Here is a 13,322-nt window from a genome sequence, read left to right as displayed (position 1 = left end):
GAGCAGACGAATGGCCGACCAGAGCATAGCCGAACTCAGGCAGAAGATCGCGCAAGCGCGCGACGTCATCGCCCATCTGATGCAAAAGGCCGCCTTCGACGGGGCGGAAGCGCACCGGGTCCTGGATTATTTCGGCAGCGATGCGTTCGAGCAGAATTTCCTGCCATGGCCGCGCCATGGCGACGAAGGGCTGCGGCCTGAAGAGCTTAATGCGGCCAATGATGATTGAGCGCGCCGCCGGCGAAGGCTAATCGAACACAATCGCCTGCAATGCCCCACCATTCCGCTTCAGCCAGTCCTTGCAGCGGTCGGTGTCGGGGCAGAGCTGCTCGCACAGTTTCCAGAATTTCGGGCCGTGGTTCATCTCCTTGAGATGCGCCACCTCATGCGCGACCAAGTAGTTTATCACCGGCGTCGGCGCCATCATGATGCGCCATGAGAAGGACAAATTGCCGTCGGAAGTGCAGGAGCCCCAGCGGCTCGACGTGTCCTTGAAGCGGATAGCCTTGGCGCGCTTGCCGATGGCCTCGGTATGCTTGACCACCAGCTTCTCGATGTCCTTCTTGGCCTCGCGCCTGAGGAAATCGGCGATGCGGCGCGGCAAATGTATGCGCTCGCCATGGACGATCAGCAGCGGACCGCGCTCGTCGCGCGACACGGTGACGGTGCCGCGTTTCGACGGTTCGTGGACGATGCGATGCGCGACGCCGCGTATCGGGATCTTGATGCCGGGGCGCACTTGCGGCCGTGTCGGTACCTTGGCCAGACGCTGCTCCAGCCAGCCCTGATGGCGGTGAAGGAATTTCTCCACCTCGCCGCGGCGCAGGCCCGGCGGCACGGTGATGCGCAGCCCCTGGCCGCCCGAATCGATGCGCAGCGTCAGCCGCCGTGCGCGGGCGCTCTCGACGATCCTGAGCGGCAGTGTGCGGCCGGCAACGACGTGCTCTCGCTCTTCGACAGGCGAGGGTTTTGGTTTGGTCAGGTTGCGGAAAAAGCCGAAGGACATGGCTGAACGATACGCGATTCGAGGAAAACGACCAGAACAAAAAAGAAACGGCGCCGCTCGCGCGACGCCGTCCATCATGCCAAGGCCTGTCTTAGAGCGCCGCGCGTCTCTGACGCGCAAAGGACGCTGTAGCACTCTAATTCGGCGCATGAACCTTTCCGAAAATCGGTTTCGATTTTCGGGGTCATGCGCGCAGCCTCAGTCGTCAAGCAGGTTCGGGCCCTTGCGCTTGGGCGTCGCGGGCTTGGCCGTTTCGGCCGAGCCTGTCTTCGCAGGCGCTGTCGACTTGTTGCGGTTGGCCATGAAGCGGTCGAACTCGTCCTGGTCCTTGGCGCGGCGCAATTCGCGGGCGTACTCGTCGAACTCGCTCAGCATCTCATCGAGCTTGCGACGCTCTTCGGCGAGGCGTTCGAGTTCCTTCTCGCGCCAGTCGTCGAAAGCGACATTGCCGGTGCGGGCCGAACCGTGGCCCCAGCGGGCGGCCTTGTCGGAACCGCGACGGCAGCCGGCGAAGATGCCGTCGGTGGCCCGGTTGACGTCGCGCTTGAAGCCGTCAAGCCGGTCGCCCCAGATGATGTAGGCGAGCATGGCGAAGCCAAGCGGCCAGAACACCATGAAGCCGATCACCATCAGCGCGATGGTCGCCGGCGTCCAGGCCGGGCGGATCAATGCGGATGTGTTCATTTTCTCCCATTCCTTCGGTTGGAGACAGCCAAGAGCGGCTGCGTGGATTCGAAATGGGATGAGAAAAACGGCGATTCAAGACAACGTCCGCCAAAACCGGACAAGGTCCTGAATTGATTATCGCTTTTTGACCGCTTCGAGGAAAAGCACGACCAGGCCGGCGACCAAGCCCCAGAAGGCGGCGCCAACGCCGAACAAAGTCAGCCCCGACGCGGTGACAACGAAGGTGACAGTAGCCGCCATGCGCTGGTACTCGTCCTTGAGCGCGATCGCCAGCGCGTTGGCCAGCGACCCCATCAACGCCAGGCCGGCCACCAGCACGATCAGGCTTTGCGGCAGCACTGCGAAGATCGCCACCAGCGAGGCGCCGAAAACCGCGAAGATCAGATAGGCAAGTGCATAGAAGGGTCCGGTCTTCCAGCGCTCGGCCGGGTCGGGATGGACGTCCGGCCCGGTGCAGATCGCCGCAGAGATCGCGGCCAGATTGGTGGTCGAGCCGCCAAACGGCGCCGACAGCAGCGAGAACAGGCCGGTGACGCCGATCAGCGGGCCGGGTTCGGGGTGATAGCCGGCGGCGCGCAAGACGGCGAGACCCGACAGGTTCTGCGACGCCATGGTGACGAGGTAGAGCGGCAGCGCCAGGCCGATGACAGCTGCGGCGCTGAAATGCGGAGCAATCAGCGTCAGCGTCGACAGTTCCGGTGCCGGCAGTCCGCCGACGCGGCCTGTCAGGAAGGCGGCGATGCCGCCGCCGATCAGCACCGCCAGCACCGACAGCGCCGGGTTGAACAGGCGAATGACGAAGAAGGCCGCGATCAGCGGCAGGATCAACCAGGGGTCGACCGGAATGGTCTTGACGGCATTGAGCGCGAAGGTGACGACGATGCCCGCCAGCATGCCGGACGCGACTGACGCCGGTATCCTTGATATCAGCTGGGTCAGCGGCTTGAACAGGCCGGTGGCGATCAACATTAGGCCGGTGACGATGAAGGCGCCGACCGCATCGGCCATGGTAAACCCGCTCGATGCCGCCATCAGCGCCAGGCCCGGTGTCGACCAGGCGGTGATGATGGGTATTTTCGTGCGCCAGGACAGCCACAAGCATTCGATCGCCATCGCCACGCACACTGCCGTCACCCAGCTCGCGGTTTCGGCTTGCGTGGCGCCAACCGCCTTGGCGGCGGCAATGACGACGGCCAGCGTGCCGCCGAAGCCGACGATTGCCGCGACAAAGGCGGATATCGGGATGGAAATGCGCATTCTCGCCTACCCCGCCCGCTGAACCATGTCGCCCACCGCCCTCAGCAGCATGTCGAGATCCTGCGGCCGCGACAGGCGGTGGTCGCCGTCGGGAATGAGCGACAAGGTGACGTCGTCGGCCGGCAGCAGCGAGACCAGCTTCAGCGCATGGCTTGCCGGCACATCGGCATCGGCCAGGCCCTGCAGGATGTGGACGGGGCAATGGGTATCGATCGGCCCGGTCATGACCCGGTTCGCCCTGCCGTCCTCGATCAGCGCGCTTGTGTAGATGTAAGGCTCGGCGGAATAGTCCGAAGGTTCTTCGAAAAAGCCTTTCTCCCGGAGGTCGCGCCTCTGTTCCTCCGTCAGAGCCGGCTCGACCAGCTCGGCGGTGAAATCCGGCGCCGGCGCGAGCAGCACCAGGCCAACCACATTGCTGTCGCCCGCCTTGCGCAGTTCCTGCACCATGCGCAGCGCGATCCAGGCGCCCATCGACGAGCCGACCAGGATTTGCTTGCCCTCGGTGAAACGCCGGAAGACGGCGAGGCTCTCGCCAAGCCATTTCGAAATGGTGCCGTCGGCAAAGGCGCCGCCGGATTCGCCATGGCCGGAATAATCGTGGCGCAGATACGCGCGGCCTTCCCTTGCCGCCCAATCCGACAACGTCTGCGCCTTCGTGCCCAGCATGTCGGATTTATAGCCGCCGAGCCAGACGATGCCGGGCGTTGCGCCCGAGGAATGGCGAACCGCGATATCAATGCCGTCGACATCCAGCAGGGTTGGGGTGGTCGCGGTCATGGCTGTGGATCAATCCTGGTTCTGGGGGCCTGATTGCGGGAGCCTGATTTTACTCGCCGGTCTTTTGACACAGGCACAGGCGAGGCGGAAAGTGCTCGCGACATCCTTTGTTTGGTGCAGGCCTGCGATCAGGGTGATTTTCTGTCAGCGCTGTGCTATTGACTCCGCCCGCGCGCTCACCACATTGGCGCGTCCTGAACATTTCTAGATTGAAACCCTGAACGAAACGGCCAAGGAGACCACGACCATTCGCAGACCTTTCAAAGCAGCGGCGCCCACCAAAGATGGCCCGCGCTCCAACCGTGATATCCGGGTTCCCCGGGTCCAACTGATCGACGCCGATGGCCAGAACCGCGGCGATATTTCCATCAACGACGCATTGCTGCTCGCCGAAGAGGCAGGGCTCGATCTGGTCGAGATCTCGCCCAATGCGGTGCCGCCTGTCGTCAAAATTCTCGATCTCGGCAAATTGAAATACGCCAACCAGAAGAAGGCGGCCGAGGCGCGCAAGAACCAGAAGGTCATCGAGATCAAGGAGATCAAGATGCGCCCGAACATCGACAGCCATGACTACGAAACCAAGATGAAGGCCGTGCGGCGCTTCTTCGAGGAAGGTGACAAGGTCAAGCTGACGCTGCGCTTCCGCGGCCGCGAGATGGCGCATATGGAACTCGGCATGCAGCTCCTGAACAAGGTGCGCGAGGAGACGGCTACCATCGCCAAGGTCGAAGCCGAGCCGAAGCTGGAAGGCCGCCAGATGATGATGGTGCTGGCCCCGCGCTAGATCAGTTCGGGCGTTGCGCTCTAAATCCGCCTGAATCCTGTCTCATGGCGTCCCGGCGATCGGCGGGACGCCGATTCTCCTGTCCAGACGCCGCGATCGCCGGCAAAGCTTCTCGACGATCGGATTCCCGACATGGCCAATGAAATCAACCCTGCGCCCATCAAGGAGCTGGGCGGCTACCAGCACATGCGCCGGATGGTGCTTGCGGTGCTGGTGGTGGTGCTGTTTGCGGCACTGCTGTTCGGCCAGTCGACCTTCCCGCCCGATACCCCGGTGCATGAAACGATCGAGATGGTCGGCGTGCTGCTGATCTTCCTTGGCGTCGTCGGCCGCTTGTGGTCGACACTCTATATCGGGGGGCGCAAATCCTCCGAAGTGGTCACCGGCGGACCCTATTCGATCACCCGCAATCCTCTCTACGTGTTCTCGACCGTTGCCGCCGCCGGCGTCGGGGCGCAGATCGGCTCGTTCTCCGGCATCGTCCTGTTTGCGCTTTTGTGCGCCGGCGCCTTCCACATCGTCATCCTGCGCGAGGAACGGTATCTCAAGGAGGTTCTCGGCGCGCCCTACACAGCCTATCTGGCGCGGGTGCCGCGTTTCTTCCCCCAGCTGTCGCTCTACCAGGAAGGCGACACCGGCAGCTTCAAGCCGCGCCTCTTGCTGACCACCTTGCTCGACGGGCTGGTGTTTCTGGTGGCGTTGCCGGTGTTCGAGACCATCGATGGTGCCCAGCAATCGGGCATTCTGCCGGTGCTGTTTAGGCTGCCCTGATCGCGGAGAGAGCGTCGCAGCCGCTCGGGTGTTGCGCGCCAGCCCGCTTTGACGTATAGGACCGCCGTTCCAAGAAAACCGCCCGGCAGGGCATGCCGTGGCGGTTTCATTTGCTTTTCGGGCTTTTGGTCCGCCCGAAGCGAACAAGAAGCGCGATTGTGCGCCACCAATACGGAGTAGCAAAATGCCCAAGATGAAGACCAAATCGGCCGCCAAGAAGCGGTTCAAGATCACAGGTACGGGTAAAGTCCTGTCGGCTGCGGCCGGCAAGCGTCACGGCATGATCAAGCGTTCCAACAAGTTCATTCGAAATGCCCGCGGCACGATGGTTCTGGCTGAACCGGATGGCAAGAAGGTCATCAAGAATTTTCTGCCGAACGGCCTCTGAGCATTCGGTTTCAGGAACAGCGTTTAAGGAGATCATGACATGGCACGCGTAAAAAGAGGCGTCACCTCGCACGCCAAGCACAAGAAGGTCCTGAAAGCCGCGAAAGGCTTCTACGGCCGCCGCAAGAACACCATTCGCATCGCCAAGCAGGCGGTCGAAAAGTCGATGCAGTATGCGTATCGCGACCGCAAGAACCGCAAGCGCTCGTTCCGCGCGCTGTGGATCCAGCGCATCAACGCCGCGACGCACGAGCATGGCCTGACCTATGGCCGCTTCATCGACGGCCTCAACAAGTCCGGTATCGAGATCGATCGCAAGATCCTGTCCGACATGGCCATCCATGAACCGCAGGCGTTCGCCGCACTCGTGGCCAAGGCCAAGGTCGCGCTCGAATATCTGAAGAACACCACCCCGAATGCTTTTGAAAGCGCTGTCGCCTAGAGCATGATGCCAAAAAGTTGCTGACTTTTTGGACAACATCATGCTCAGGGAAATTTAGCGAGGAGCGCGATCTTTCCGAAAAGTCTGCAACTTTTCGGGATCGGCCTCCGAGCCCAGCGCTTCCCAGCATTCGCAATTCTGATTGGGGAACCCGCGCTGGCACGGCTGGCGCGGGTTTTTCTTATGGCTGAACTTTCAACTTGAAAGTGACTTTCACCTCAAAGTTGACTCCCAACACAGCGAGTTTGACCGTGAACGACATAGCTACCGGCTTGGATACTCTCGAAAACTCCCTGATGGCCGACGTCGCGTCGGCCGCCGATGAGGCTGCTATCGAAGCCGTGCGCGTCGCGGCTCTCGGCAAAAAGGGGTCGATCTCGGAATTGCTGAAGACACTGGGCGCGATGAGCGCCGAGGAGCGCCAGGTCAAGGGCCCCGCGATCAACGGCCTGAAGAACCGCGTCACCGAAGCGCTGACGACACGCAAGGCCGAGCTGAAGGATGTGGCGGTCACGGCGCGCCTTGCCGCCGAGACGGTCGACGTGACGCTGCCGGTGCGGCAATCGCCGGCCGAGCGCGGCCGCATCCATCCGATCAGCCAGGTCATCGACGAGATCGCGGCGATCTTCGGCGATCTCGGCTTTGCCATCGCAGAAGGTCCCGATGTCGAGAGCGACTATTACAATTTCACCGCGCTGAATTTCCCCGAAGGGCATCCGGCGCGCGAGATGCACGATACCTTCTTTTTCCAGCCGGACGAAAAGGGCGAGCGCAAGCTGTTGCGCACGCACACCTCGCCGGTACAGATCCGCACCATGGAGAAGCAGAAGCCGCCGATCCGCATCGTCATTCCCGGCAAGACCTACCGGCAGGATTCCGACGCTACCCACTCGCCGATGTTCCATCAGGTCGAGGGGCTGGTGATCGACAAATCGGCCAATGTCGCCAACATGAAGTGGGTGCTGGAAGAATTCTGCAAGGCTTTCTTCGAGGTGCCGCAGGTCAAGATGCGCTTCCGGCCGTCGTTCTTCCCGTTCACCGAGCCAAGCCTCGAGGTCGACATCCAATGCGACCGCTCGCGGCCCGGCGAAGTGCGCTTCGGCGAAGGCTCCGACTGGATGGAGATCCTCGGCTGCGGCATGGTCCACCCCAATGTGCTGCGCGCCGGCGGGCTCGATCCCGACGAATATCAGGGCTTTGCCTGGGGCATGGGAATCGACCGCATCGCCATGCTGAAATACGGCATGCCGGACCTGCGCGCCTTCTTCGACGCCGATGTCCGCTGGCTGTCGCATTACGGTTTCCGGCCGCTCGACATGCCGACGCTGTTCGGAGGTCTTTCCGCATGACGGCGCCGCACGCCGGTGGCTGCCGCTGCGGCGCGGTACGGTTCGAGGCCTCGGTCGAACCGCACCATGTCAGCTATTGCCATTGCGGCGATTGCCGGCGCGCCAGCGGCGCGCCGGTGTCGGCCTTTGTCGGCTTCCTTACCGAGCAGGTGGCTTTCACCGGCAAGGCACTGAAGATGTACGAGAACGGCCCGGTTACACGCTCGTTCTGCGGCATTTGCGGCTCGCCTATCGCCTATGTCGACGAGCGGCTGGAAGACCACATCTATTTCATGCTGGGCGCCATGGACATGCCGGCTTATTTCCGGCCGACGCACCATGCCTATGTGCGCGAGCAGCTGCCCTTCGTGCATATGCCCGACGACTTGCCGCGCCATTTGAAGACAAGCGTGCCCAGACCCGATGGACAAGGTCCGGGCGGGTACAGACAAAACGGAACATAGTGATGAAACTCACCCTTTCCTGGCTCAAGGATCATCTCGACACCGACGCCACGCTCGACGAGATCGTCGAGAGGCTGACCTCGATCGGCCTCGAAGTCGAGCATGTCGACGACAAGGCCGGCCTGAAGCCGTTCGTCATCGCCAAGGTGCTGACGGCGGTGCAGCATCCCGACGCCGACCGGCTGCGGGTGCTGACCGTCGACACCGGCAATGGCGCAGCCCCTGTCCAGGTGGTGTGCGGTGCGCCGAATGCCCGCGCCGGCCTGATCGGCGCCTTCGCCGCGCCCGGCGCCTATGTGCCCGGTATCGACGTGACGCTGACCGTCGGCAAGATCCGCGGCGTCGAGAGCCATGGCATGATGTGTTCCGAGCGCGAGCTGGAGCTGTCGGATGAGCACAATGGCATTATCGACCTGCCGGCCGATGCGCCTGTCGGCACCAGCTTCGCGGCTTACGCGCATCTCGACGATCCGGTGATCGAGATCAATCTGACGCCGAACCGGCCGGATGCGACCAGCATTTACGGCGTCGCCCGGGACCTGGCGGCAAGCGGGCTTGGCCGGCTCAAGACCGCGCCGGTCGAAGCGGTCCCTGGCAAAGGTGAAACGCCGGTCAAGGTGACCATCGAGGCGCCGGAGCTCTGCCCCGGCTTCGCGCTGCGCCTGGTGAAAGGCGTGAAGAACGGGCCGTCGCCGAAATGGCTGCAGCAAAGGCTGATCGCCATCGGCTTGCGCCCGATCAGCGCGCTGGTCGACATCACCAACTACGTCACCTTCGACCGTGGCCGGCCGCTGCATGTGTTCGATGCCAAGAAGGTCGCCGGCAATCTCGTCGTGCGCCGCGCACGCGACGGCGAGAAGGTGCTGGCGCTCGACGGGCGCGAATACACGCTGACGCCGCAGATGTGCGTGATCGCCGATGATAATGGCGTCGAATCGATCGCCGGTGTCATGGGCGGCGAGCATTCCGGCTGCGACGAGAGCACCACGGACGTGCTGATCGAATCCGCTCTTTGGGATCCGATCACCACGGCCCGCACCGGCCGCACGCTTGGCATCATCACCGATGCGCGCTACCGTTTCGAGCGTGGCGTCGACCCAGAATTCATGGTGCCCGGCGTCGAGCTGGCGACAAAGCTTGTGCTGGAGTTCTGCGGCGGCGAGCCGACGGAAACCGAGGTCGTTGGCTATGCCGGCTACAAGCCTAAGATCGTTTCCTTCCCGATCTCGGAAGTAAAGCGGCTGACCGGCACCGAAGTGCCGAAGGCGGAAAGCCTCGACATCCTGACCCGCCTCGGCTTCGAGCCGCAGGGCTCGGGCGACGTCGTCGATGTGGCCGTGCCGTCCTGGCGCCCTGATGTCGACGGCAAGGCCGATCTGGTCGAGGAAGTCATGCGCATCCACGGCGTCGACAACATCGCGCCGCAGCCGCTCGGCGCCCATGACGCGGTCAACGCAAAGATCCTGACGACGCTGCAGGTGCGCACCCGCACAGCCAAGCGCTCGCTCGCCGTGCGTGGCATGCTGGAGGCCGTCACCTGGTCGTTCATTCCGGCCAGGCACGCCGAGCTGTTCGGCGGCGGCCAGACGGCGCTGAAGCTCGCCAACCCGATCGCCGCCGACATGTCGGACATGCGTCCCTCGCTGCTGCCCGGGCTGATTTCCGCCGCGCAGCGCAATGCCGACAAGGGCATTAGCGATGTCGCGCTGTTCGAAGTGTCAGGCACCTATGAAGGCGACGGCCCCGACCAGCAGCGGCGCGTTGCCGCTGGCGTGCGCCGTGGCACCGCCAAGCTCGACGGCTCCGGCCGCAGCTGGGCGGGCAATTCCGGGCCGGTCGGCGTGTTCGATGCCAAGGCCGACGCCATTGCCGCGCTGGAAGCCTGCGGCGCGCCGGTCGACCGGCTGCAGATCGAGCCTGGCGGCCCGGCCTGGTATCATCCCGGCCGCTCCGGCACGATCAAGCTCGGCCCGAAGACGGTGCTCGGCACCTTCGGCGAATTCCACCCGAAGACCCTGGAGGGGTTGGACGTTTCCGGACCGATCTGCGGTTTCGAGGTCTATGTCGACGCCGTGCCGGAACCGAAGGCCAAGCCGACGAAAACCAAGCCGAAGCTCGAGCTGTCCGCCTTCCATGCGGTGAAGCGCGACTTTGCTTTCGTCGTCGAAAAGGCGGTCGAGGCCGGTACGCTGGTGCGCGCGGCGCTCGCTGCCGACAAGAAGCTCATCACAGGCGTTTCGGTGTTCGACGTCTTCGAGGGGGCATCTCTCGGGGTCGCCAAGAAGTCGATTGCCATCGAAGTATCTATCCAGCCGGTTGAAAAGACGCTCACCGACGAGGATTTCGAGGCGCTGGCCAAGCGCGTCGTCGACAATGTCGGCAAGCAAACGGGCGGCGTGTTGAGGACGTAGAGCGGCTAACGCCGCCGTACGTATTTCGACTTCACGCAATTCTTAGGGAAAGCGCGTCTTAGGGAAAGCGCGGCGCGCTTTCCTGGGAAAACCGCTACACACTTTTCCTGGAATTGCTTCTGAGGATTGCCGGCAGTTGCGAATCGCTCTCCAAAGGGCGATGGACCATCTGCGCTATTCCGGTCTGCCGTTCGAAGCCCAGCGCGAAGCGTTTCTCGCCATGGTGTTGGCGGATGCGCTCGTCAGCGACGCGCTGGAGCGGGCCCGCACGCTGGCGTTGCCGGACTGGCTGGTGGTGTCCGGCGCGCTCTACAACAGCGTCTGGAACCACCTGACCGGCAAGGCGCCGGGCTACGGCATCAAGGATGTCGATCTCTTCTACTTCGATGACAGCGACCTGTCCTACGAGGCCGAGGACGCGGTCATCCGTCGAGCCGCGCAGCATTTCGAGGGGCTGGCTCTGCCGGCCGAGGTGCGCAACCAGGCACGGGTGCATCTGTGGTATCCGCAGAAATTCGGCCAGCCCTGCCCGCGCTATACGAGTTCCAGCGAGTCGGTGAGCTATTTTGCTTCGAAGACGCATGCGGTCGGGGTGCGATACGATGCCGATGGGCAGCTTGAGGTCGTGGCGCCGTTCGGGCTGGATGACCTCTTCGCGTTTCGCATCACGCCCAACCGGCTGATGGATAACAGGCGCACGCATGAGGCCAAGGGGGCGAGGGCGAAGGCGTGCTGGCCGGAGATTACGGTGGTGCCGTGGTAATACGAAATGGCGGCGCGAGGCACCCCCCTCTGGCCTGCCGGCCATCTCCCCCGCAAGGAGGGAGATTGGCAGCTTCATCGTTGGCGCACTTTCTGCAACGTTGGTGATTGGCGAAAACAGCGACGACAGCCGATCTCCCCCCTTGCGGGGGAGATGTCCGGCAGGACAGAGGGGGGTGCCGCGCGCTGACTTCTCAGGGCGCCAAGCTCCCCCGCTTGTTCACCCATTCACCAGCGCCAACAGCTCCTCCGTATAGCGCTTGCCAACCACCTTGTCCGGCGACAGCGCATCGCCGATCGCCGCGACCTCAGCCGCGCTCAGCTCGATCCCGACCGCCGCCGTGTTCTGCTCGAGATGGCGTATCTTTCTTGCGCCGGGGATCGGCACGATGAAGTCGCCCTGGTGCAGCACCCAGGCCAGCGCCAGCTGCGCCGAGGTGACGCCTTTTTCCACCGCCAGCTTTTCCAGCGTCGCAACGACCTTGGCATTAGCGGCCATGGCGTCGGCCTGGAAACGCGGCAAGGTGCGGCGCCAGTCGTCGTCGCTGAGGGCCTCGGGCTTGGCGATGGTGCCGGTGAGCAGGCCGCGACCGAGCGGGCTGTAGGGGACGAAGCCGATGCCGAGTTCGCGGCAGACATCGAACACTTCGTCTTCAGGGTCGCGGCTCCAGAGCGAATATTCACTCTGCACGGCAGCGATCGGATGCACGGCGTGCGCCCGGCGGATGGTGGCGGCACTGACCTCCGACAGGCCCAGCGACCGCACCTTGCCGTCGCGCACCAGTTCCGCCATGGCGCCGACCGTGTCCTCTATCGGCACGCCGGGATCGACGCGGTGCTGGTAGTAGAGGTCGATGACATCGGTATCGAGCCGTTTCAGCGAGGCTTCCGCCACTGCCTTGACGTGCTCCGGGCGGCTATCGACGCCAACCATGCGTTCGAGGCCTGAGCCTTCCTCGGAAATCTTGAAGCCGAATTTGGTGGCGATCGTCACCCTGTCGCGCACCGGCTTCAACGCCTTGCCGAGAAGGATCTCGTTCTCAAAGGGACCATAGACTTCGGCGGTGTCGAAAAACGTCACGCCGATTTCGACAGCGCGGCGCAGCGTGGCGATTGCGTCCGCCTCGGCCTGACCGCCATAGGCGAAGCTCATGCCCATGCAGCCGAGGCCGACGGGGAAGACTTCGAGTTCAGTACCAAGTTTGCGGGTTTTCATGGCGCGTCTCCTTGTTGCGATGAAAGAGAGATAGCGCTTGGCTTTACGTTCGATAATTGGCTGTCATTCGCACGGGCTGTTCTATAAAATAGAGCAATGAACCGAGCGCATCTTTCTCAACTGGCTGTACTGGCAACAGTCGCCCAATGCGGCAGTTTTCGTGGCGCGGCGCGCGAACTGGCCATCGCGCCCTCGGCAGTGAGCCATGCCGTGTCCAGCCTGGAGGCGCGGCTCGGCGTGCGGCTTTTGGCGCGCAGCACCCGCAGCGTAGCGCCAACAGAAGAGGGCGCGCAGTTGCTCGAACGGCTGCGGCCGGCGCTGTCCGAGATCGATCTGGCGCTGGAAACGGCGATCGAGGCGCGCGACCGGCCGGCCGGCAACCTGCGGCTGACCGTGCCGCGCACCGCGGCCCACCTGGCATTGACGCCCAGGCTCGGCGGCTTTGCCGCGGCCTATCCCGACATCGTGCTGGAAATCGTCATCGAGGATCGCTTCACCGACGTCGTCGAAGGCGGCTTCGATGCCGGCGTGCGGCTCGGTGAGAGCCTGCAGCGCGACATGATCGCGGTGCGCATCGGACCGGACCTTCGCGGCGCCGTGGTCGGCGCGCCATCCTATTTCGCGACCATGCCAAGACCCCGTCATCCGCGCGATCTTGCCGACCACCGCTGCATCCGCTTCCGTTTTTCCAGCGGCATTCTTTACCGCTGGGAATTCGAGAAGGATGGCGAAGAGATCGAGATCGCGGCGCAAGGGCCGCTGATCCTCGACGAAGACCATCTGATCGCCCAGGCGGCGGTCGACGGCGCTGGGCTCGCCTTCGTCTTCGACGATTATGTGCGCGCGCCGCTCGCCGACGGTCGCTTGATCCGCGTGCTGGAAGACTGGTGTCCGCCCTTCGACGGTTTCTTCGTCTACTACCCCAGCCGCCGCCAGATGCGCCCGGCGCTGCGGGCGTTTGTGGATTTCTTCAAGGTCGGTGCTTAGCCACCCTCCTTCTTGTGGGGAGGGTCGGCGCGAAGCGACGGGG

The 13,322-nt window shown here is 63.5% G+C and carries 15 protein-coding genes; 10 read left to right on the top strand and 5 right to left on the bottom strand.

The features are described 5' to 3' along the window. Window positions 1-10: 10 nt before the first annotated feature. Complete coding sequence (locus AC3CCE_RS13625; protein WP_023672288.1) at window positions 11-229, top strand: hypothetical protein; 219 nt, start codon at window positions 11-13, stop codon at window positions 227-229. An 18-nt stretch (window positions 230-247) separates the two neighbouring features. Here AC3CCE_RS13625 and AC3CCE_RS13620 read toward each other — a convergent pair whose 3' ends face one another. From AC3CCE_RS13620 to AC3CCE_RS13605, 4 genes are all read right to left on the bottom strand, one after another. After that, window positions 248-1,006, bottom strand: coding sequence for a M48 family metallopeptidase (locus AC3CCE_RS13620; protein ID WP_023681391.1), 759 nt, complete (start codon window positions 1,004-1,006; stop codon window positions 248-250). Between the two features lie 198 nt (window positions 1,007-1,204). Further along, window positions 1,205-1,690: a DUF2852 domain-containing protein gene (locus AC3CCE_RS13615; protein WP_023672286.1), complete on the bottom strand. Its 486-nt coding sequence runs from the start codon at window positions 1,688-1,690 to the stop codon at window positions 1,205-1,207. A gap of 117 nt (window positions 1,691-1,807) precedes the next feature. After that, window positions 1,808-2,950 (bottom strand): benzoate/H(+) symporter BenE family transporter, encoded by a 1,143-nt coding sequence (locus AC3CCE_RS13610; RefSeq protein ID WP_352625071.1) that lies wholly within the window; start codon window positions 2,948-2,950, stop codon window positions 1,808-1,810. A 6-nt stretch (window positions 2,951-2,956) separates the two neighbouring features. Continuing rightward, on the bottom strand, window positions 2,957-3,727 hold the full coding sequence (locus AC3CCE_RS13605; protein WP_023681389.1) for an alpha/beta hydrolase: 771 nt from the start codon (window positions 3,725-3,727) through the stop codon (window positions 2,957-2,959). Window positions 3,728-3,974: 247 nt separating this feature from the next. Here AC3CCE_RS13605 and infC point away from each other — a divergent pair, with 247 nt between their 5' ends. From infC to AC3CCE_RS13565, 8 genes are all read left to right on the top strand, one after another. Then, window positions 3,975-4,511 (top strand): translation initiation factor IF-3, encoded by a 537-nt coding sequence (gene infC, locus AC3CCE_RS13600; protein WP_023744911.1) that lies wholly within the window; start codon window positions 3,975-3,977, stop codon window positions 4,509-4,511. Between the two features lie 132 nt (window positions 4,512-4,643). Beyond that, window positions 4,644-5,282 carry a methyltransferase family protein gene (locus AC3CCE_RS13595; protein ID WP_023681388.1) on the top strand — a complete coding sequence of 213 codons (639 nt, stop codon included), beginning with the start codon at window positions 4,644-4,646 and terminating at the stop codon, window positions 5,280-5,282. A 184-nt stretch (window positions 5,283-5,466) separates the two neighbouring features. Beyond that, the gene (gene rpmI, locus AC3CCE_RS13590) at window positions 5,467-5,670 is read left to right on the top strand and encodes a 50S ribosomal protein L35 (protein WP_006201248.1); all 204 of its coding nucleotides are present in this window, start codon (window positions 5,467-5,469) and stop codon (window positions 5,668-5,670) included. Between the two features lie 39 nt (window positions 5,671-5,709). After that, the gene (gene rplT, locus AC3CCE_RS13585) at window positions 5,710-6,111 is read left to right on the top strand and encodes a 50S ribosomal protein L20 (RefSeq protein ID WP_023672281.1); all 402 of its coding nucleotides are present in this window, start codon (window positions 5,710-5,712) and stop codon (window positions 6,109-6,111) included. 296 nt (window positions 6,112-6,407) lie between these two features. Further along, the gene (pheS, locus tag AC3CCE_RS13580) at window positions 6,408-7,460 is read left to right on the top strand and encodes a phenylalanine--tRNA ligase subunit alpha (protein WP_032891898.1); all 1,053 of its coding nucleotides are present in this window, start codon (window positions 6,408-6,410) and stop codon (window positions 7,458-7,460) included. Continuing rightward, on the top strand, window positions 7,457-7,903 hold the full coding sequence (locus AC3CCE_RS13575) for a GFA family protein (protein ID WP_023681387.1): 447 nt from the start codon (window positions 7,457-7,459) through the stop codon (window positions 7,901-7,903). Before pheS ends, AC3CCE_RS13575 begins: the two co-directional genes overlap by 4 nt. Before the next feature lie 2 nt (window positions 7,904-7,905). Beyond that, a complete protein-coding gene (gene pheT, locus AC3CCE_RS13570; protein ID WP_352625074.1) occupies window positions 7,906-10,314 on the top strand; it encodes a phenylalanine--tRNA ligase subunit beta in 2,409 nt (802 codons plus the stop codon). A gap of 160 nt (window positions 10,315-10,474) precedes the next feature. Further along, a complete protein-coding gene (locus tag AC3CCE_RS13565; protein ID WP_023672277.1) occupies window positions 10,475-11,077 on the top strand; it encodes a nucleotidyltransferase family protein in 603 nt (200 codons plus the stop codon). Window positions 11,078-11,296: 219 nt separating this feature from the next. Here AC3CCE_RS13565 and AC3CCE_RS13560 read toward each other — a convergent pair whose 3' ends face one another. Further along, on the bottom strand, window positions 11,297-12,292 hold the full coding sequence (locus AC3CCE_RS13560) for an aldo/keto reductase (RefSeq protein WP_352510655.1): 996 nt from the start codon (window positions 12,290-12,292) through the stop codon (window positions 11,297-11,299). Between the two features lie 96 nt (window positions 12,293-12,388). Between AC3CCE_RS13560 and AC3CCE_RS13555 the strand changes: the two genes are divergently transcribed. Beyond that, window positions 12,389-13,279 carry a LysR family transcriptional regulator gene (locus AC3CCE_RS13555; RefSeq protein WP_023687444.1) on the top strand — a complete coding sequence of 297 codons (891 nt, stop codon included), beginning with the start codon at window positions 12,389-12,391 and terminating at the stop codon, window positions 13,277-13,279. Window positions 13,280-13,322 lie beyond the last annotated feature (43 nt).

The organism is Mesorhizobium sp. P160187 (assembly GCF_057766425.1).
The sequence above is the reverse complement of the archived record's forward strand: the minus strand, read 5'-3'. Positions and strand labels throughout refer to the sequence as shown.